Here is a 20611-nt window from a genome sequence, read left to right on the forward strand (position 1 = left end):
CCTCAGTGATCAGATACGGTCGATGGGAAGCGGCGCATTGGGGGCAACCAGGCGCTGCTCGCGCAATTCGCGCCAGAACTCGGAGGGAATGACTTCCCTCAGCGCGGCGGCATCTTCGGCGATGCGCTCAGGCTTGCTTGCGCCGGGGATCACCGCCGCAACCGCCGGGTTCGCCAGCGAAAACTGCAGAGCGGCCGCCTTGATGCTGACGCCATGTCGCTGCGCGATCGCCTTGATGCGCTCGACCTTGGCAATGATTTCCGGCGGTGCCTTCTGGTATTCGAAGTGAGCGCCACCTGCCAGGATGCCGGAGCTGTACGGACCACCGACGACGATCTCGGTCTGGCGCTCGGCAGCCTTCGGCATCAGGCGTTGCAGTGCATGCTCGTGGTCGAGCAGCGAGTAGCGGCCCGCAAGCAGGAAACCATCCGGCTTCGCCTCTTCGAGATCCAGCGTCAGTTCGATCGGCTCGACGCGATTCACGCCAAGGCCCCAGGCCTTGATCACACCCTCATCGCGCAGACGGGTCAGTACGCGAAAGGCGCCCTTGCGAGCCACTTCGAAATACGAAAGCCATTCGTCACCATAGAAATCCTGGGCAATGTCGTGCACCCAGACGATATCGAGGCGGTCGGTCTTCATCCGCTTGAGGCTGTCGTCGATCGACCGCAGCGTGGCATCCGCGGAATAGTCATTCACGAGCTTGTTGGGACGCCCGGCGGCAAACAGGCCGCTCTTTTCGCCCAGTGCTCGGGCACTGGTGTCTTCGACCTCGTCGAGAATCAGGCGGCCGACCTTGGTGCTGAGCACGTAGTCATCGCGCTTGTGCCTGGCCAGCGCTTCTCCCAGCCGGATTTCGGCGAGGCCCGCGCCATAGAACGGCGCCGTGTCGTAGTAGCGCACTCCCTGGGACCAGGCGGCGTCCACGGTGGCCTGGGCCTCCGCTTCCGGGATGTCGCGAAACATATTGCCCAGCGGGGCAGTACCAAAGCCGATCACGTTGCCGGCCAGTTTGTCTTTGATGCTCATGGGGGGCTCCAGATGTGAAGCAATGTTGGGATGCGGCACAGTCTAGGCTTGCAAGTCAAGTCCGTCCAAGACTATATTTTCTACAGTTAAGTCCCATGGAGTCTCAAATGTTGGATCTACGCCAACTTCACTATTTCGTGGCCGTTGCCGAGGACGAGCACGTCGGACGGGCCGCCGAACGGCTCCATATCTCCCAATCGCCACTGAGCCGCCAGATCGCCCAGCTCGAGGAAAAGCTTGGGCTGACGCTATTTGAACGCTCCCAGCAACGGATCCGCTTAACCCGCGACGGCCGTACCTTCCTGGCCGAGGCACGCGCACTGCTGACGCATGCCAACCGGCTGGAGTCGCTCGCACGACGACTGGGCCGCGGCGACGAAGGCGGCCTTTGCATCGGCTATCTGGAGTACGCGATGCATTCGGGCGTGCTGCCCAACGCTCTGCGGGAATTACGAGACGACCGTCCTGCCGTGCACATTGCGCTCTACAACCAGCAGTCGGAAGTTCAACTGGAAGGGCTTCGACAGCGCAGCCTCGACATCGCACTCGTCTGCGAGCCGCCGCCACGCGACGACCCCGACCTCGAGGCCGTCCAGGTGCTCAACGACCCCATGCTGCTCGTGCTACCCGCGGGACACCCGCTGGCGGATGCGCAAGACATCACCCCGGCGGATCTCGCCGCACAGAAGTGGATCGGTGTCATGCACAAGGAAACCGTGTTACGACACGACACATTCATCGCCGCCTGCGCGAGCGCCGGATTCACGCCAACCATCACGATGGAAGCCACGGAACCACTGGCGGCCCTGGGCCTGGTTGCGGCAGGACTTGGTGTAACGACGATCCAGCAAAGCCTGCGCCACCAGGCACCCGCGGGCGTGGTGTTGCGCGAGTTGTCGTGGTTCAGCTATCGAATACCCTTGTGGGCGGCGTGGCACAAGATCAATTTAAGGCCACTGGTGGACGTCTTCCGCCAGACGTTGGTTGCAGCCAGCATTCCGGTGCGAGAGGTCATTCCGGAGACCGCGGCACCGTGAATGCGCAAACGGCTTGGGGCTTCAAAGCGCCATGCTGATCATCGCTTCGGTGGCCATGTCCGCTTCAGGTCGAAAGCGGACACTTTGCGACTTGTCAGGGCCACACAGCGGCAACTCCTCCCAGGCCTTTAAACGGGCACTCTCTTCGAGTGCTTTGATAAGTTGCCGTCGTCGAGCTACGACCAGCAGTCCGCAGATCATGACGACACCACCGAGAGCCGCTACTGCTCTGACCGCAAGCGGCTGGCCTCCAGTCGCGAAGATCAGCCCGCCGGCCATCATGATCCCGTACCCGAATGCGATGAAACGAAGCGCGTTTGTCCCTATCAACCCGCCCTGCGTCCGCCTGCCAAACAATAAGTCCGCGCCTTTGACAAAGGCCCAGAGCGCTCCGGCTTCTATCGCAACACCGACAATGGCCATAGCAACGGGATGCGCGTTTTCCGACCAGGCAAACATGGTCACTCCACAGACCATGGTGAGCACGCTGTAAGCCTCCCCGGGTGGCAGATTCGATGCCTGCCACCTTCGGGCTTCCTGAAGGTTAACGGTCATCCAGGTAGGCAAGGATAGGCGATCTCCGTTGCCCAGACCTTGTTCGGGCACGGAGTGCAAATTCCCTATTCAGCACGCTTCCAACCGCTCCAAAGCCTTGATAAAGCCTGCCAACGGCTACAAAACAATCCCAGCCAGCCGCCAGATCCCGTCGGAATCGAGAGCAAAGGTGACATTCTGCTGAAGGGTCTGGCCAGCCTTGTTGCTTCCGACAAATAGGACCGTCAAATAACTTCCCGGGGGGATGTGTTTGTCACCGGAATTGCCGTCGATGCGATTTCGGTTGATCGAAAACCATTGCCGCGTGGCTAGCTGCCCATTGGCCGATGCATGCATCGCTTCGCTGTCGATGAATGCAACCCTGGTCGTGGCCGATTTCATGACGGGAGAAGCCATATCCCAAACCAGGCCAGCCTGCCCACTTTCTACCGCCGCAAGCGCCTTGAAGGCCGCATCGACGAAATGCCCAGGGTCGAGGTCCGCTTGCGCGGCCCGCACAGCCGGTGGTCGAACGGACGCCACCTGCGCGGGTGCAGCGACCGAAACGAGCAGGAGGAGTGCGCAGGGAAAACGCTTATTGATCATCCGTGGATTATCCAATTCTTGATGGAGAGCCGGTCGTCCCGCCCTGTCGATACCAACATGACCATGACTGCACCGCCTATAAACAGCGTCAGGGCATCAAGCGCTTCTTCGCCGGACTCAAGCCATGGCGCTACATCGCTACTCGATACGGCAAGCTCCCGGAAAACGTCCTCGGTTTCATCAAACTCGCCGGCATCGTGCCTTGGTTCAAATGCATAGTTCGTGGCTACAGGCCGTGTCAAAAGCCGGGGAGCGCCAGCCACACAACCCCGATGTCCAGCGCGATGGGCTCAACACTTTACGAGCGGTCATTGCTATCGACCATGCGCCTGCGGCCATCGAAAGGAGCAGTCGTCAAGCAACCACTCGATGCTTACTGGATGTCATAACCAACACCTGCATTCACAGCGCCGTTACCGCGCGAGGCTGACGCACTGAAGGCCACGTGCCAGCGATCTCCAATGGGCGCTGTCACGCCGACCGCCAGGCCAGCAGCACCACCCGAGCAAAGACCCGTGCCCGCGACAATACGAGGCGCGCTGCTACCGGCCCCAGCCGCCATCGCACCGATACCTGCCTGGGCCATGGCGCATTGCGACTGCTGTGTCCGTGACAAGTCCGAAATGCGACGGTTGACGGCATTGAATTGGTCGTTGACCTGGTTGCCGAACCCGGCGAGCGCCTGATTCGTGTAGGCGTTGGCTGTGTTCACCGCATTGGATGTTGCCGTGTCGGTGTAGCTGTTGGCCGCGCTTACTGCCTGCGATGTGACCGTGGTGAGCTGAGCGACATTGACCGCATCCGTGCCAGCCGTACCCGCTGCCACATTGGTGACCTGACGCTCCGCGCCCGCCGCGCCCACCGATATCGAGTTGGCGCGATCGGCCACCGAGCCGCCACCAATCGCCACGCTGTTGCTCGCGGTCGCCTGCGCACCGGTGCCGACCGCGGTGCTGGCGCTGCCCGACGCCACCGCACCGGCGCCACCCGCCGTTGCGTCGGAACCCGAGGCCTTCGGCTGAGACGCATTGGCGGTGTTGTTGACCTGAAAATAACCGGCCGTACCGTCGTTGAGCTTGTTAATGCTGGCAGTGTTCTGGGCGACTTGCTGATTGGTCGCGTTCAACTGCGAGCCGTTGACGGCATCCGTGCTGGTGGAAGACACATTGCCTTGGTGGACGTTGGTGATGGTGGTTCCGCCCGTGACGCCGCCGTCCGTCGATTTCGTACCACCCAGCGTCACACTGCCCTTGCTGGAATCGTCATACTGCACGCCGCTGCTGCTCAGCGTGTTGCTCAGCGCGCTTATCTGGTTGCCGATGTTGTTCACCTGCGTCCCCAGGTTGTTGATTGCCTGGTTCGTCGCATTCAACTGCGAGCCGTTGACCGCATCCGTACTGGTCGCGCTCACCTGGCCAGCGGCGACGTGGGTGATGGTGCGCTCCGCACCCGCCGCACCCACGCTCACCGTGTTGGTGGGGCTAGTGCCCGCCACGGCATAGGTGGTGCCATTGACCGTCATGCTGGCCGTGGCAACGGCCTTGCTGGTGACCGAGCCCGAACCGAGTGCCACATCCCCGACGTTGGCGGCCACGGCGCCGGAACCCAGCGCCACGCCGTTCTGTGCTGCCGCATTGGCGGTGTCGCCCAATGCCACGGCGCCCGCTGCATTCGCCGTTGCGGTGTTGCCGAGCGCGACAGCGCCTTGACCGTTGGCCGTACCCTGGTTGCCCAGCGCGACAGCACCCTGACCACTCGCCGTATTGTTCTGACCCATTGCCACCGCACCCGTGCCGGTGGCGGTGTTCGGATCGCCAATGGCCACCGCGCCATCGCCGGACGCCGTATTGCCCACGCCGATGGACACCGACCGGCCGCCGGTTGCCGTCGCCGACTGGCCAATGGCCACCGCACCTGCGGTATGGGCGACGGCGCCCGTACCCTGTGCAATGGCATTACCGCCCGTGGCCTGTGCACCATTGCCCAACGCGATATCGTTGGCCACGCTGCTGTTGCCGTTGACACCGGCCACCGCATTCAAGCCCTGTGCGATGGAGCCGTCTCCATAGGCATTGGCTACCGAACCGACCGCGATGCTGTTGTTGCCTGCCGCATAGCTATCGGCCAGGTTCGAGTTGGTGTGGAAGTATTTGATGCCGCCGCCACCGATGACGCCACCGATCTGGTTGAACACGTCTTGCGCCGAGTTGTAGCTATTTCCGCCATAGCTCAGGCTAGTGGTCAGCTGTCCGGTGACGGGATCATACGTGGTATTGCCTCCCAGCCCCGAAGCGACAGAACTACCCAGGTTGGTCAGATTCGAGCCGACCGCGCCAATCGCCTGGTTCGTGGCATAGAGCTGGCTGCCATTCACCGCATCGGTGCTGGCGGCGCTCACCTGGCCCGCCGCCACTTTGGTGAGCTGACGCTGCGCGCCCGCCGCACCCACACTAACCACACCGGCAGGCGCGCCGCCTGCATAGCTGTACGCGGTGCCGTTGATCGTGCCGCTAGCCGTCGGTACCGCCGCAGCCGTTACCGCGGAACCCTGGCCGAGCGCGACATTCGAGCCCGTCACGCCGCTGGCGACGCTCGCGCCCGCACCCAGAGCAACACTGCCCAGGACGCCAGCATGGGCGCCAGCGCCGATCGCGAGCGACTGGATGCCGTCCGCGGTCGAGTTCGTACCGAGTGCGATCGCATCGGCCTGGCTGACCTGCGCGTTCTGGCCGATGGCGGTGCCACCAGGCGCGGTCTGCTGCACGATCGCGCCGTTGCCCAGGCCAATGCCGTTGTCCCCGTTCACGACCGTCGTCGGGCCGACCGCCACGGCGTCGGTGCCGATGGCGAGGGAGTCAAGTACGGTGGAGTTGGCGTGGAAATATTTGGTCGAAGTGACCGAGACCGAGCCGACCGCCCCCTGCAGCTGACGCAGCGTCACCGCATCATGCGATTCCGTGCCGTCGGCGACGTTGGTGATCTGGCGCAGCGCACCCGTCGCTCCATTGCCCACCGACACCGAGCCGAGCAGGGTGGCATCGGTCGTGTTGTAGGTCACGTAGCCCAAGCCCGTCGGGATCGAGCCGCTGACCGGCACGATCGCGCGATCGGCCACGGAGCCGGAACCCAGTGCCAGCGATCCGTCCACGCTGGCGACGGCGCCATTGCCGAGCGCCACGCTGTTGGTGTTGTTTGCCACGGCCGCCGGCCCGACTGCCACGCTGTCGGCCCCCAAACTCTGGCTGTCCGCCAGTGTCGAGTTGGCGTGGAAATACTTAATCCCCGCGCCGTTCTGGATATTCGTGACGCTGTTGGCAAGGGTGCTAACGTCCCCCGCAACAGTCGTCACGCGGCCGTCCAGATTGGTGATGTCCGCGGTGTTCTGCGTCACCTGCTGGTTGGTCGCGTAAAGCTGCGAACCATTCACCGCGTCGGCCGACGTCGCGCCAAGCACACCCGCCGCGACATTGGCAAGCGTCTGCGCCGCGCCGGGCGCTCCTCCGCTGCCACCCGGGGCCACCAGGGCGAGCTGATTGGCGGCACCGGTCTGCTGCACGGGGCCGACCGCACCGTTGGCGACGTTGTTCGTGAGGTTGGTGACACTGCTGCCGAGGTTGGTGATCGCCGTGGCGTTGTTGGCGATATTGGTCGTGTTCGTCGCCACCTGCTGGTTGGTTGCGTAGAGCTGCGAGCCGTTCACCGCGTCGGCGCTGGTACTGCTCAGCGCCGCTGGTGCGACGTTGGTGATCGTCTGGGGCGAACCTCTCCCATGACTGGCATCATAGGCATTCAACGAAGCGCTCCACTGCAAGGCATCCTGCTGCAGCGCGGTGATATTGGTAGTGTCGGTGGCGACCTGGTTGCCCAGGTTCGTCACGTTGGTGTTGGTCGTGGTCAGCTGGCTCACGTTCACTGCGTCGGTCGGGTTAACGCCCGCCGTCACGTTGCTCAGCGTGCGCGTCCCGCCGCTGGCGTTGGCGAAGCTCACCATCGTGCCGCCCGTGCCAGCCCCCAACGTGATCAGGTTGGTATTGGTCGCGCTGATGCCGCCCGCCTGCTGCACCAGGCCTACCATGCCGTTACCGAGGTTGGTGATCGCCGCCGTGTTGTTGGCGATGTTGGTCGTGTTCGTCGCCACCTGCTGATTGGTCGCGTAGAGCTGCGAGCCGTTGACCGCGTCCGTCGAAGTCGCGCTTAGCGCACCTGCCTCGACGTTGGTAAGCGTCTGCGCTGCGCCAGGTGTCGCACCGCTGCCGCCCGGGGCCACCAAGGCGAGTTGATTGGCGACGCTGGTCTGCTGCACGGGGCCGACCGTGCCGTTGGCGACGTTGTTCGCCAGGCTGCTGATCGCCGTGGTGTTGTTGGCGATGTTGGTCGTGTTCGTTGCCACCTGCTGGTTGGTGGCATAGAGCTGCGAGCCATTGACCGCGTCGGTCGAAGTCGCACTTAGCGCACCCGCCGCGAGATGGGTGATCTTCAGGCCGCCGGCATCAACGCCGCTGGTGGTCACGCTCGGCCCGCCAGTGATGGTCAGGCCGGTGGTGTTGAAGGCAGCACTGCCCGCCGTCACGCTGTTGACGCTGAGGTTCTTGGCCAGGTCAAAACGGACGTCATTGCTCGTCGCGCTCTTCGACACGACGAGGTTGCCGTCGCCGTTGTTGAGATCGAAGCTGTTCCCCGTGGCGCTGCCCAACCCAACGCTGGTCGCGTTGGCGCCCTGGGCGCTCACCTTCCAGCCTTGGCCGAGGGTAGTGATATTGGTGGTGAGGTTGGCGATGTTGCCGGTATTGGTCGTCACCTGCTGATTGGTCGCATAGAGCTGCGAGCCGTTGATCGCGTCCGTTGAAGTCGCGCCTAGCGCACCCGCCGCGACATTGGTTAGCGTCTGCGCCGCGCCAGGTGTCGCACCACTGCCCCCCGGAGCCACCAGGGCGAGCCGATTGGCGGCACCGGTCTGTTGCACGGGACCGACCGTGCCGTTGGCGACGTTGTTCGCGAGGTTGCTGATCGCCGTGGTGTTGCTGGCGATGTTGGTGGTGTTGCTGGCGACCTGGTTGCCCAGGTTCGTCACGTTGGAGTTGGTCGTGGTCAGCTGGCTCACGTTCACCGCGTCGGTCGGGTTCACGCCCGCCGTCACGTTGCTCAGCGTGCGCGTGCCACCGCTGGCGTTGGCGAAGCTCACCACCGTGCCGCCCGTGCCCGCCCCCACCGTGATCAGGTTGGCATTGGTCGCACTGATGCCGCCCGCCTGCTGCACCAGACCCACCGTGCCGTTACCAAGGTTAGTGATCGCCGCGATGTTGTTGGCGATGTTGGTCGTGTTCGTCGTGACCTGCTGGTTGGTCGCGTACAGCTGCGAGCCGTTCACTGCGTCGGTCGAGTTGGCATTCAACTGCCCCGCCGCGACATTCTGGATTTGCCGCGGCGCGGTAGCCGAACCCACGCTGACCACGTCGCCCGCCGCTGGCGCGCCGCCTGCGAAAGCATAGGTGGTACCGCCGATCGAGGCGTTGGGCGTGGCCACGGCCGCCGAGACCGTCGAGCCGTTGCCGAGGACCACCGCGCCATCCAAACCGGTTGCGACGGTCACACCGTTACCAACCACGAAGGCATTATTGGCGTTGATGGCGTTGTTGTTGCCGAGCGAATAGGACCCGGTGCCGGCGATGGTGCTGGGGTCACCAAACGCACCGGAATTGGCACCGCTCACCACATTGCCTGTGCCGACGCTGATGCTGTTCGCGCCGTTCGCCTGGGCGCCCACGCCCATCGCGATCGCGTTTCCGCCAGTTGCCTTTGCATTGAGGCCGATCGAGGTCGTCGCATTGGCGGCAACGCCGATACCGGCGTTGGTGCCGACGGCGATATTGTCATTGCCGGTCACCAGGCTGCCCGAGGCGGCCTTGTAGGTGGCGTTGTACACAACCGTGCCGTCGCCGGTGCCGAAGGCGACGTTCCGCGCGCCGGAGACGCCCGAGCCGGAGCCCAGCATCGTGCCGGACACGCCCCCACCAATGCCAGTATTTTGCACGCCAGTGACGGTATTGCCGGCGCCAACACCCACCGCAACGGAACCGGTATTGGCAGCGGATGAGCCAACACCAGCCCCCTGCCCAAAGGCAACCGAGCTGGCTCCGATGGCCAATGCTGCCGACCCAAGGGCAAGCGAGCCGACGCCCTGCGCCTGGGCTGCGTATCCACCGGCGAAGGCGTTGGTGCCACCGGCATTGGCATTTGCGCCGATCGACGTCGCTTGCACAGCCGTGGCCCCCGCCCCAGGGCCGACTGCGGTTGCGGTGGTGTTGGACGCCGTGGAGTAAACGCCCAGCGCCAGACTATTGGCCCCGCTGGCGGTGGCATTGACGCCAAAGGCGCTCGAACCAGTCGATCCTGAGGCAGTCGCCGAATTTCCAATCGCGGTGCTATTGTCGCCCACCGCCTGGGCATGGAACCCGCCCGCGAAAGAGCCCGTGTTCGAGGCGTTCGAATTGTAGCCGATCGCCGTCGCATTGATGGCGCCGGCGTTGGCTGCGAACCCTGTCGCGGTCGTCCCATCGCCTGTGGCGCGCGAGCCAGCGCCGAGGGCGACTGCCGTGACGCCGGTTGCGATGACATTGTCGCCGTATGCCGTTGCATATTGCCCGAGGGCTTGAGCGCCATTTCCCACAGCCGTAGGCGCGGAGAAGGCCGTCGTCCCGCCGTTCGCGACCGACAGGGCTCCGATCGCTATCCCTGACGATGCGTTGACGGTCGCCGGCTGGTTGCAGCTGGCGCTGTTGCTGCCGATCGCAATGTTGGCGCTGAACCCATTGGTTTCCGTCTGGGTGCCGCAGGCGACGGCGTACTGCGCAAAGGCAGTTCCGGGTACTCCGAACACGCCAAGCAGCACCAGCGCTCCCGAGGCGCCCAGCGCGCCGAGCCCCAGCCTGTCGGGCTTCAGCCCCGGCAAGCGTTGCGCCAGGCCCGGTTTCACCATTGCCCCAACGTGCGCCTTCGTAGCGTAGAGGGACGGATTGCCTTTCTTCGTCTGATGCATCTCCTGGCTGCGCTTCTTCCTTTGGCTGTACGGCGCGCAGGGTACGGGGATGACCGCGCCATCCTCCAGCAGCATCCCGCGCGATTGCAGATGACGGTTGACCGTCCCCAGGATGCGTGGTGCCAGACCATGCGTTTCCAGCAATCGCCTGAAGCTCAGGATCGTCGTCTCGCCCGGGGTCCCGCCTTGCGCCAACGACAGCTGTGCAAATTTGCGCACGGGCGTGACCTTGTGCATCGCTTCCTCCATCGCCGAATCGCTATAACCAAACCACTGCTGCATGGCGTAGATGCGCAGCATCATCTTGATCGGGTACGGGTGACGGCCTCGGCCAGCCTTCGGGTACACAGGCTCGATCAACGCAAGCAACTCATCCCACAGCACTACGCGATCCATCTCGGCCAAAAACGTCTCGCGCCATGTGGATTTGCGTTTGCCGTTGTGCTCGATCTCGGAGAAGTTAATCTGACTCATATCGATCGTCCCTGTTTGAAGTACGCCCGCGCCGATGTGTTTCGAGAAACTCGCTCAGAGCTTCCTTTAGGGAAGTGCTGTCCCTTGCCCGCGACGCCCAGATTCTCTGCGTGCCGCAGCCAACACATTTTCTTTCGGATCGTAAGAGTCTCGTCAGGTGATCGACTTTTGATTCGAGGCCAACTTCCTTTGGTCGCGGGTATCGCGCGCGATTCACTGTGACCTGGTTCTCATAACACCGGCGCAGCGCTTCATGATCAGCTGCACCCATGGATCTTTTCGCTAAGCCGGCGTCAGGGCGCACATGGTGCTGCGGCGCGACGCCGCGCCAATGCCGCCGGTCTGGTCATCACCCGGCGCACCGAGGAAAGCCTGCGCCCTAGCCAGCGGGCGACCAGGCAACGGGATTCACCTTGTTGCGAACGCTCTCACTCCAAGGTCTTTCCGGTGTCGATGATGTGCCGCCGAAGTCTGGGTGCCATGCAGCACTCCTTCCGCTTGCACGTCGACGGTTTGTCGCGTCGACCGGCTCAAGTCGCACCGAAGAGCCGATCATCGGCGTTCAAACCAAAAACAGAAGCAGCCCAGGTATGCTCTGATTTCACCCGTCATCCCGGCGTAGGCTGGGATGACGAGCAAACGCCCACGGATCAGGGCACTCCCAAGTCCGACAATGGCCTCATTACCAGGAGTACTTGACGCCGAACCTGGCCTCGCCAGCTCTGTAACGCTGCGCGCCACCTCGAAGCCGAGCCGACCCCGCACACTCACGGCCTTCGTCCTGTTGCCCTGCAACCCAACAACGCCTTCCGCCCTTGCACCCCATGGGGTGTGCAGGAACGACGAACCAAGCTAGTTGATCAGTGCGCCCCCAAGGGAAGCCGCTTGTCGCATGATGCCCTCATGCGACAAGCGCGCTTAAAGCGCCACTTGGCTGCGGCGCGTGCTGAACGTATCGACCATGGTCACCAGCTGGCCGGCTGATGCGGGCTTGAGCAGGCTTGCGTCGAACGTCAGCGAAGGCTCGACCGCAAGCGGACGTTGCGGCGGCAGTGACGAATAGAGCATGACCGGCAGCTCGGGAAACTCATCACGCACGGATTGCAGCAACGCCCAGCCGTCCATGCTGTCCATGCACTGGTCGGTCAGCACCATGTCAACGGCGTGCTCGCGCAGCAGCGCCAATGCTTGTGTACCGTCTGCCACGGCAACGGTGTGGAAGCCGTAGCCATCGAGTAGGTCGCAGATCAGTTCGCGTTGCTGCTGCTGATCGTCAACTACCAGGAGTACGCGGTCCTGACCATCTACATCGACACTCGCATCCTCACCAAAGAGAGCCTCGATATCCTCCTCGCCGGCACGCTCCAGGTCGAGCGTGAATGCAAAGCGACTCCCTCTGCCAAGTTGCGACTGGATATCCAGCTGGCTATCCATGCGCTCCAGTAGCTGACTTACGATGGCCAGACCCAGACCCTTACCTTCGTGCTGGGATGCGTTGCCCCCGCGCTGATAGGGTCGCAGCAGACGTTCCTTCTCATCCAGCGGTATGCCGATGCCATCATCTTCGATGACGAAGCGCAGTCGGACACGCCCTGCCGTGGAAGCAGGTTGCGCATCCACTGCAAAACGCACGGTGCCACGATCGGTAAATTTCGCAGCGTTGCCCAGCAGATTGGCCAACACCTGGCGAAGACGGCGGAAGTCGGCGCGCACCGCCGCCGGCAGCTCCGCCGCGAACTCACAGGCCAGGCGGTTGCCGTGGCGCTCAGTCGCCAGTTCGGCCTGCTCCGCCACATCGCGCAGGAAAGCCGCCAGGTAACCCGCCGCCAGGGTCAGCTCCATAGCATCCAGTTCCTCGCGCGAAAACTCCAGCAGTTCGTCGATCAACTCCATCTGCTCGCGTACGTTGCGCTCGATCAGGCTGGCGTAGTCTCGGCGTGCATCGCCCGCCTGCCAGCGGCGCGTACTGTCCAACACCGAAGCCAGCGGGCCGCGCAGATCATGCCCGATGCGCGCCAGCAGCCCGCGGCGCGCCTGCAGCGACCGGTCCAGCTGCGCGGTACGACTGGCCACCACGCGCTCCAGCCGGTCGCGCTCGGTGGCCTGCTGGTGATCCAGCTGCACGCGTACGTCCATCTCTTCGCGTCGGCCGCGTCTGATTTCCACGACGAGCACCACGGCGAGCAACAATAGATCCGGCAATACCGTCGTGGAGAGCACCTGGCTGCTGAGCGGCGTGTGGAACAGGTAGCTGGAAAAATGCACCACCAGGTCTGTCCAGGCAAAGCCCACCAGCAGCAACGGAAACCAGGGTTTCACCACGCGGCGGCGAATAGCGTAGATCGCCGCCACGGTAAGCATGACATCACCGAATAGACACAAAGGCATGATGAGCGCAATGAACATCATCCGACTCAGCCAATAGCTGAAGAAACCGAGCAACAGATAACCTGCGCCGACGCCTTTGAGCAGCCAGGCCCACCAGCGGCCCAGTCGATCGACCTCGATTGCCGCGTAGCAATATCCATTCGTCAGAAACAACAGGAGGGCTGCCAGCTGATACATGACCCACGCATTGATGTCCGGGCGGTTCGGCCATAGGTAGACAAGGGCGTAGTTGTCGATGACGCCAACCCAGAGGGTATGGCAGAACATACCCAGCGCCATGTACATCAGCACACGGCGCCCATAGATCGCCCCCAACACCACGCCGAACACCGCCAGCAACAGAACCGCTCCCAGCATGGCGCCATCCAGCACCGCTTCGCGCAGGCCGTCGCGCAGAAACTCGCCTGGCGTCCATAGTCGCGGCGACAGGCTCACCAGGAGACCAGGCGTGTAAACACGCATGAGCAAGGTGGCCCTGGCACCTGGTGGCAACACCAGCGGAAACATCGGTTTGCGTTCCGGCAGCGCCCAGACACTCAGCGGATAGTCCGTACCTGCCTGCCACTCCTGCCAGCGGCCGGCCATCTCCACGTACAGGCGCACGTCACGCAATCGCGGCGGCCCGGCCTGCAACCAGGCGGAGCACGCCTCACCGGTTGCATTGTGCAGACTTACCTTCAGCCACCATGCGGAGCTGCTGTACCCGCGTTGTAGCTCATGCGGCGCCTGAGCTGGCGACAGCCCGGGAAACAAGGCGAGCGCGCCCTGTGCATCGAGAGTTCGCGACGCATCCTCCGCCATCAGTGCATAAGGCGACAGGTCCAGCATCTTGGCGGGACAAGCATCGAGTTCCACGTCGGCTGCACGGGCCGCTGTGTGGGGGGCGAACAGTGCGGTGATCAGCACAACCCAGGTCAACCACAACGCCAGCCTGCGGCGAACCATACTCACCGACACCACGCATCCCCCATCAACGGCCACACGTCATTCGCCACCATGGGTTTCACGTACCCGCGTGCTTGCGCGAAAGGCCGTGGGCGTCATGCCCATGCGTTCGCGAAAGGCCGTCGTGAAATTGCATGCGCTCCTGAAACCAACCTGGTCGGCGATATCCTGCATGCTCATATACGATTCGGTGAGCAATTCGCGGCCGCGACGCAGCCGCTCCTCGCGAATCCAGTGAAAGACCGTCACGCCCATGTGTTCGCGGAAGATCGATGACAGTCGCTTGCTGTGCGTGCCTACCTTGTCGGCGATATCCGCCAGGGACGGCACTTGGTTTAGATGGTCGCTGATAAAGCGTATGGCCGCGCGAAGCATCACCTCATCTGGGGAAAGCAGCGCCTCCGGCTCGGACTCGGCGCCCGGCTTTCCGGCGCGCAAACTCAGTTGCAGGTGGATACGAACCCGTGCCAGCACCTCCCTGGGGAGACACGGCTTCAGGATATAGTCGACGCCGCCATGGAGCAGGCCTTCCAGCCGTTCTTCGTCGGCACTTGCCGCACTCAGGAAAAGGATAGGAATGTCCTGCGTGCGCGGGCCAGCTTTCAGCATACGGCACACTGCAAACCCATCGGCGCCGGGCATGCGCACGTCAAGCAGGATCAGGTCTGGCGAAAGCGCCTGCGCACGCTGATAACCCTGCTGCGCATCCGTGGCGAGATTCACCCGTATGTTTTCCACACGCAACAGCTCGGTGACCGCACGCAACTCTTCGGGATGATCGTCGATGATCAGGACGAACGGCTGATGCTTGGCCAACACATGCTCCTATGAATGCCCATCACGGCTGCCCGATGATCCCGATGCTCTGGGCAGCCAAGCGCAACGGGGAAATTGCTTCAAGATAAGCCCTGCGCAAGCTTAAGCGAAACCTCCTACGATTTGACCAAAATCCCGTCTTGGCAGACGCAACAAAGCGTGGCTCCCGTGGACATTCCACGCACTTCCGTCGGACGAAACCGGGCAGCCGAAAGCTTGTTGATCTCTACCCTCTGACCACGGTGGTTGAGGCGGGGGCTTTACCGCTGCGATACGGCTCACCGGCATCACCAAATCGCGGCTGAATCGGCGCAGTGCCTGAGCGAAAACAGGTTTGTCCAGCTCGAACACGCCAAGGCAGCGATCGCCGCGGGGCGACGCCACTATGACGATGTGCCCGCACAGCTCGCTCGGAAATCACACGCCTTCGGCATTTGCGACCAGGCTTCCCGATCAAGGAACTCTTGCCAACCCATCGCCGAACGATAGCCGGCCAACTTATTGCACGACCTAGTGCGCGGCCCTACGGCAGCCCCAACCGATCTCAAAACCAGGGACGGTAGCTCTGTCATGGGACTGCAAATGGTTCTTGGCAATCGCGCGGAGACCCCGACCGCAATGTCCACTGAGGTCGAATTTCTTTTTTTGGCATCGACTTACGCCCAGTGACGGGGCCAGGTCACTACGGCACTCCTGATCCAGTACGAACAGGATGAGTTGTCGCAATGGCGTTCATGACCGACCGGCGAGAACCGATCCCGGCTGCAACTGGATTCCGGCCTGCGAATGACGAGCAAAAAACCGCGGCTGTGAGATGTGGCCAGGTCTGTATCGGCTTACGCCAAAGCCAGCCCCCGGCAACGCGTCGCCGTCCCCTCCGGCCCCGCCGCACCCGGCCTGGATCACCCGTGGCTGCGGGTTGTCGCGCGTGGCGGAACGGGTTGCAGGTCGTGACAGTTGTTATTTGAATGCCTTGCGACCTAAATTAGCTTATTGCAACCTTTTATGCCACGCGAGGGCTGGCCCCATGCAGCGTATCGGTTTCCTGGTGTACCCCGGCTTCCAGATGATGTCGTTGGCCGCGGCGTCCGCTTTTGAGTTCGCCAACCTCGCGCTGAAACTCACCAATTACGAGGTCTGCATCGTGTCGGGGTCGGGCGGGCCGGTCATGAGCTCGCTGGGCACCGCCATCCACACGGAAGCCATGGGCACGCAGCGCTTCGACACGCTGCTGATTGCTGGCGCCGTGGGTGTTCCCGAGGTCGATGCGTCCGTCATCGACATCATTCGTGCCGCGCCCAGCACGTCGCGCCGCGTAGCCGCCATCTGCACGGGTGCATTCCTGTTGGCGCAGGCAGGCCTTTTGGATGGGCGTCGGGCCACCACGCACTGGATGCTCGCCAGGCAACTGAAGCAGCAGTACGGGGCGGTAACGGTCGAGGAAGACCGCATTTTCATCATCGATGGCGACATCTGGACGTCCGCCGGCATGAGCGCGGGCGTCGACCTGGCCCTGGCCATGGTCGAACGGGACCTCGGCAGCGAGGTGGCGCGCACCGTGGCGCAACACCTGGTTGTCTACCATCGCCGGACGGGCGGCCAATCGCAGTTCTCCGCGCTGCTCGAACTGGAACCCAAGTCGGACCGCATCCAGAACGCGCTGACCTATGCCAGGAGTCATCTGCGCTCTGCCCTCACCGTCGAGGAACTGGCGGCTGCTGCCCATCTGAGCCCCCGCCAGTTCAGTCGTGCATTCACCGCCGAAACCGGTCAGTCGCCCGCCAAGGCGGTGGAACAGCTGCGCGTGGAAGCCGCACGACTGATGATGGAGCAGACGCAACATCGCATCGAGATCATTGCCCGCGAGGTGGGGTTCGCCGACCGGGAGCGCATGCGGCGGGCATTTCTGCGCAGCTTCGGTCAGTCACCGCAAGCGATGCGAAGGCATGCGCTGGGGCAGCATGCCAACGCCATGGACAACGACATGTCTCGCGTTGCCTGACGGGAGTCGGGAGCCGGAACCGTGCCGGCACCTGCCTTGCCACGACACCCATGCAAAAAAAGGGGCTCGCCTGAGTGCGAGCCCCTGCGCAGGTTTCGTCACGACCGGTATCAGGACACCCGTGCCACGAGATAACGCTCCGCCGGCGCCGACCTTGAGAGCTGGGGTAGCAGCTTCTCGCGCGCTGCTTCATACGCCACCAGATCGCGGGCATCGGGCAAGGCCGGAATGGTGAAGAGCTCGCCCTGATCGAGGCCAGCCAGGGCGGCATCCACCATGGCGTCTGCGCGCATGACGATGGCCGAAGGCAGATGCTCTACCGGCGTGCCGGCCACGTCCCAGAACTCCGTCGCCGTGGCTCCGGGAAGCACCGCTTGCACACGCACACCTTTGGCGGCCAGCTCGTGATGCAGCGAGCGCGTAAAGGCCAGTACATACGCCTTGGTGCCGCCATAGACACCATTGAGCAGTTCGGGGGCGATGGCCACCACCGACGCGATGTTGATCACCGTGCCACTCCCACGCTCGACGAAACCAGGCACCGCAGCATAAGTGAGTCGCGTCAGCGCGCTGACGTTGAGCGAAATCATCTCGGCCATGCGATTCACGTCCGCCTCGAGCAGCGGCGCGGTGGCACCGAGGCCCGCGTTGTTCACCAGCATCGAGAGCGTGCGATCCGTGCGCAGCAATTGCTCCACGCTGGCGAGGTCGGCGGGATCATTCAAGTCGGCCTGAACCACCTGTACCGAGCGTCCCGTTTCGTCCGTCAGTCGCCGGGCGAGCGTATCCAGATGCTGGCGGCGGCGCGCGACCAGGATGAGGTCATATCCATCGTGGGCCAGACGGTCCGCATAGATGGCACCGATACCGCTGGAGGCGCCGGTGATGAGGGCGGTGCCTTTTTCGAGTGTGGTCATGTCCGTTTCTCTTGGCTTGCCGGCGGGATGCCGGCGACATGACGACTTTGTAAGGCGGTCCGGCACGAACTTAAATGTCGGAGACACCACCTTTTATGCCACGCGTCCACACGTGACACGCCCGCACGGCGCCCGCTGACCATCGACATTGATTGGTTGCCCTGGCGACCGGCCACGGTCAGTGCGCCAACCGCTTTGTATCGAAACGTATCCGTCGCCCGCCGCGACACATGACGCCGCATTTCGAACCACCCGGCGACACACCCGGGATACGCCGCCACGGTTTCATGAACACACCGGCCACGAGCCGTTACGGAAGCTGCATCCGGAAACAGCGCAAGACGGCTTGCGTATCGAGGCCCTGGCTTACCGGGCGCCACACGATCCGTGCGCGCTGCCGGTTGTCCTAAATCGCCTCATCTACGTCATTTGCGGCATCACCAGAAAGTCCAACATGCGTACACCGCACGAGCTCCACGCTTCCACCCACGCTTACGCGTAACTCCGATCGAGGCAAAGCGCCTCCGCTATTCCCACTGCATCGTCCGGTAGCAACGTCACGCAATCACCGACACCACTCAGGAGACTCCTATGCTCAAGCTACACAAGGCGCTGCTTGGCGCCCTCTTGTCGACCATGGCGGCCACCTCGGCCTACGCCGGATCCGCGCCGGCCGCGAAGGACATTGTCCTGGTGCACGGCGCCTTCGTGGATGGCTCGGGATGGCAGGCCGTCTACGACATCCTGAGGAAGGACGGCTACCACGTCAGCGTGGTCCAGGAGCCGCTTACAGGGCTGGCCGACGATATCGCGGCCACGAAGCGCGTCATCGATCAACAGACAGGGCCGATCGTACTGGTGGGCCATAGTTATGCCGGCGCCATCATCACGGACGCTGGCAGTGATCCCAAGGTGCGTGCGCTGGTTTACGTGGCGGCCTTCCAGCCGGATGCCCAGGAAACCATCGGAGCACTGGTATCGAAGTTCGCTCCGCCGAACGATGCCGTGCGCTCCACGCCCGATGGCTTCCTGTACATCGATCCGGCGAAGTTCCATGCCACGGTGGCGGCGGATGTTCCCGCATCGGCCACTGAATTCCTTGCCGATGCGCAACAACCCGTCTCCGCCACGGTGTTTGCCACGCCGACAACGGTAGCGGCGTGGCACAGCAAACCGAGCTACGCGGTTCTGACCACGCAGGATCACGCGATAAATCCCGAACTTCAGCGCTGGATGTACCAGCGTTCCGGCGCCAAGGTCACCGAGGTGAAAGCGAGTCACGCGGTTTACGCCTCCCAGCCCGCCGTCGTTGCCAAGGTCATCGAGACAGCGGCACGTCCATCCGATTGATGCCCTGTCGACACCCTTTGGTCCCATTCCGTATTTCGCAGGAGGCTTGTTGTGAATTCCAAACCACTGACGGCGGCGTGCCACCCGCTGACGCCCATCGACAAGAACGATGTCATCCCCTCGTTCGATACGTTCGCATCCACCCTGAAGGCTTCGGTCATCGCGCATCTTGCCGGCCTGGCCTTGCTGGTCGCCGCGGTCGTGGCCGGCACCGCATCGGCGGCCGAAGCCACCGTGCCCCCGGCGACGCCCAAGGCTGGCGATGACACATCCATTCGCCCTTTCCACATCGCCATTCCCGAGGCGCAGCTGGTTGACCTGCGCAAGCGCATCGAGGAAACCCGCTGGCCGGACAAGGAGACGGTCACCGACCGGACCCAGGGCGCCCAGCTCGCCAGGATGCAGGATCTGGTGCACTACTGGCAGACCGGTTACGACTGGCGCAAGGCCGAGGCCAAGCTCAACGCCTTGCCTGAATTCGTGACCACCATCGACGGTGTGGACATCCAGTTCGTGTGGGTCCGTTCGCGCAACCCGAACGCCCTGCCCCTGATCATGACCCATGGTTGGCCCGGGTCCGTGTTCGAAATGATCAAGACCGTCGGCCCTCTCACCGATCCTGTCGCCTACGGCGGCCGGGCGGAGGATGCCTTCGACCTCGTGCTGCCCTCCATGCCGGGATACGGCTTCTCCGGCAAGCCCACCGGCACCGGCTGGACGCCCGATCACATGGCCCGCGCCTGGGCCGAACTCATGCGCCGCCTCGGCTACAAGCACTACGTTGCGCAAGGCGGTGACTGGGGCTCGGTCATCGTCGACAAGATGGCGGCGCAAAAGCCGGCGGGCCTGCTTGGCATTCACGTCAACATGCCTGCCACCGTGCCGCCGGAGATCGCGGACGCACTGCGTGCAGGCCAGCCGGCACCGGGCGGACTTTCGGACAAGGAGAAAGCCGCCTACAACGCGATGAACAACCTCTACAGCAAGGGTGGCGGTTATGCCGCGATGATGGTGACGCGCCCGCAGACCGAGGGCTACTCGCTTGCCGACTCCCCCGTGGGATCGGCGGCCTGGATGTACGACAAGTTCGCGGACTGGACGTATAGCGGCGGCGACCCCGAGCGTTCGCTGACGAAGGACGAGATGCTGGACGACATCACGCTGTACTGGCTCACCAACACCTCGACGTCGGCGGCACGCCTGTATTGGGAAAACAACGCCAACAACTTCAATGCCGTCGATATTTCGATTCCCGCGGCCGTCACCGTTTTTCCGGGTGAGATCTATCAGGCACCACGGAGCTGGACAGAACGCGCCTATCACCACCTCATCTATTTCAATGAGGTGGACAAGGGCGGCCATTTCGCGGCGTGGGAACAGCCGGAACTCTTCAGTGAAGAACTGCGCAAGGCGTTCCGGCCGCTTCGTCATTGATGACACGATCATGGCCCGCTCCCATCTGCGGGCCATGATTCGG

12 protein-coding genes are annotated in these 20611 nt (G+C 63.3%); 5 read left to right on the forward strand and 7 right to left on the reverse strand.

The features are described from left to right. Positions 1 to 9: 9 nt before the first annotated feature. The gene (locus tag HY57_RS14865; protein WP_019466685.1) at positions 10 to 1029 is read right to left on the reverse strand and encodes an aldo/keto reductase; all 1020 of its coding nucleotides are present in this window, start codon (positions 1027 to 1029) and stop codon (positions 10 to 12) included. 107 nt (positions 1030 to 1136) lie between these two features. Here HY57_RS14865 and HY57_RS14870 point away from each other — a divergent pair, with 107 nt between their 5' ends. Continuing rightward, positions 1137 to 2066, forward strand: coding sequence for a LysR family transcriptional regulator (locus HY57_RS14870; RefSeq protein ID WP_019466686.1), 930 nt, complete (start codon positions 1137 to 1139; stop codon positions 2064 to 2066). Between the two features lie 21 nt (positions 2067 to 2087). Here the strand turns inward: HY57_RS14870 and HY57_RS14875 are convergent, their stop codons facing one another. Continuing rightward, on the reverse strand, positions 2088 to 2525 hold the full coding sequence (locus tag HY57_RS14875) for a hypothetical protein (RefSeq protein ID WP_144240834.1): 438 nt from the start codon (positions 2523 to 2525) through the stop codon (positions 2088 to 2090). Between the two features lie 213 nt (positions 2526 to 2738). Then, positions 2739 to 3206: a DUF4019 domain-containing protein gene (locus HY57_RS14880; protein WP_019466688.1), complete on the reverse strand. Its 468-nt coding sequence runs from the start codon at positions 3204 to 3206 to the stop codon at positions 2739 to 2741. A gap of 2 nt (positions 3207 to 3208) precedes the next feature. Between HY57_RS14880 and HY57_RS22305 the strand changes: the two genes are divergently transcribed. Next, positions 3209 to 3595, forward strand: a complete 387-nt coding sequence (locus tag HY57_RS22305; RefSeq protein ID WP_144240835.1) for a transposase — start codon at positions 3209 to 3211, stop codon at positions 3593 to 3595. Here the strand turns inward: HY57_RS22305 and HY57_RS21670 are convergent. The 3 genes from HY57_RS21670 to HY57_RS14895 all read right to left on the reverse strand — a co-directional run bounded on the left by HY57_RS21670 (position 3580) and on the right by HY57_RS14895 (position 14865). After that, the gene (locus tag HY57_RS21670) at positions 3580 to 10716 is read right to left on the reverse strand and encodes a transposase (protein WP_019466689.1); all 7137 of its coding nucleotides are present in this window, start codon (positions 10714 to 10716) and stop codon (positions 3580 to 3582) included. The genes HY57_RS22305 and HY57_RS21670 overlap by 16 nt on opposite strands. Positions 10717 to 11634: 918 nt before the next feature. Continuing rightward, entirely contained in the window at positions 11635 to 14010 is a 2376-nt protein-coding gene (locus HY57_RS14890; RefSeq protein WP_158407934.1) for a hybrid sensor histidine kinase/response regulator, read from the reverse strand. Positions 14011 to 14088: 78 nt separating this feature from the next. After that, positions 14089 to 14865, reverse strand: coding sequence for a response regulator transcription factor (locus HY57_RS14895; RefSeq protein WP_019466691.1), 777 nt, complete (start codon positions 14863 to 14865; stop codon positions 14089 to 14091). Positions 14866 to 15892: 1027 nt separating this feature from the next. Between HY57_RS14895 and HY57_RS14900 the strand changes: the two genes are divergently transcribed. Then, positions 15893 to 16867: a GlxA family transcriptional regulator gene (locus HY57_RS14900; RefSeq protein WP_019466692.1), complete on the forward strand. Its 975-nt coding sequence runs from the start codon at positions 15893 to 15895 to the stop codon at positions 16865 to 16867. Positions 16868 to 16977: 110 nt separating this feature from the next. Here the strand turns inward: HY57_RS14900 and HY57_RS14905 are convergent, their stop codons facing one another. Further along, complete coding sequence (locus HY57_RS14905) at positions 16978 to 17784, reverse strand: SDR family NAD(P)-dependent oxidoreductase (RefSeq protein ID WP_019466693.1); 807 nt, start codon at positions 17782 to 17784, stop codon at positions 16978 to 16980. A gap of 591 nt (positions 17785 to 18375) precedes the next feature. Between HY57_RS14905 and HY57_RS14910 the strand changes: the two genes are divergently transcribed. Both HY57_RS14910 and HY57_RS14915 read left to right on the forward strand, forming a co-directional pair. Then, positions 18376 to 19134, forward strand: coding sequence for an alpha/beta fold hydrolase (locus HY57_RS14910; protein WP_019466694.1), 759 nt, complete (start codon positions 18376 to 18378; stop codon positions 19132 to 19134). Between the two features lie 51 nt (positions 19135 to 19185). Continuing rightward, on the forward strand, positions 19186 to 20568 hold the full coding sequence (locus HY57_RS14915; protein WP_019466695.1) for an epoxide hydrolase family protein: 1383 nt from the start codon (positions 19186 to 19188) through the stop codon (positions 20566 to 20568). Positions 20569 to 20611: the final 43 nt, after the last annotated feature.

It is taken from the genome of Dyella japonica A8 (assembly GCF_000725385.1).
GTDB lineage: Bacteria > Pseudomonadota > Gammaproteobacteria > Xanthomonadales > Rhodanobacteraceae > Dyella > Dyella japonica_C.

Excerpts from the sequence above, each read along its gene's own strand:
- HY57_RS14865 (WP_019466685.1), bottom strand. The coding sequence starts at position 1,029 with ATGAGCATCAAAGACAAACTGGCCGGCAACGTGATCGGCTTTGGTACT.
- HY57_RS14870 (WP_019466686.1), top strand. The coding sequence starts at position 1,137 with ATGTTGGATCTACGCCAACTTCACTATTTCGTGGCCGTTGCCGAGGAC.
- HY57_RS14875 (WP_144240834.1), bottom strand. The coding sequence starts at position 2,525 with ATGTTTGCCTGGTCGGAAAACGCGCATCCCGTTGCTATGGCCATTGTC.
- HY57_RS14880 (WP_019466688.1), bottom strand. The coding sequence starts at position 3,206 with ATGATCAATAAGCGTTTTCCCTGCGCACTCCTCCTGCTCGTTTCGGTC.
- HY57_RS21670 (WP_019466689.1), bottom strand. The coding sequence starts at position 10,716 with ATGAGTCAGATTAACTTCTCCGAGATCGAGCACAACGGCAAACGCAAA.
- HY57_RS14900 (WP_019466692.1), top strand. The coding sequence starts at position 15,893 with ATGCAGCGTATCGGTTTCCTGGTGTACCCCGGCTTCCAGATGATGTCG.
- HY57_RS14905 (WP_019466693.1), bottom strand. The coding sequence starts at position 17,784 with ATGACCACACTCGAAAAAGGCACCGCCCTCATCACCGGCGCCTCCAGC.
- HY57_RS14910 (WP_019466694.1), top strand. The coding sequence starts at position 18,376 with ATGCTCAAGCTACACAAGGCGCTGCTTGGCGCCCTCTTGTCGACCATG.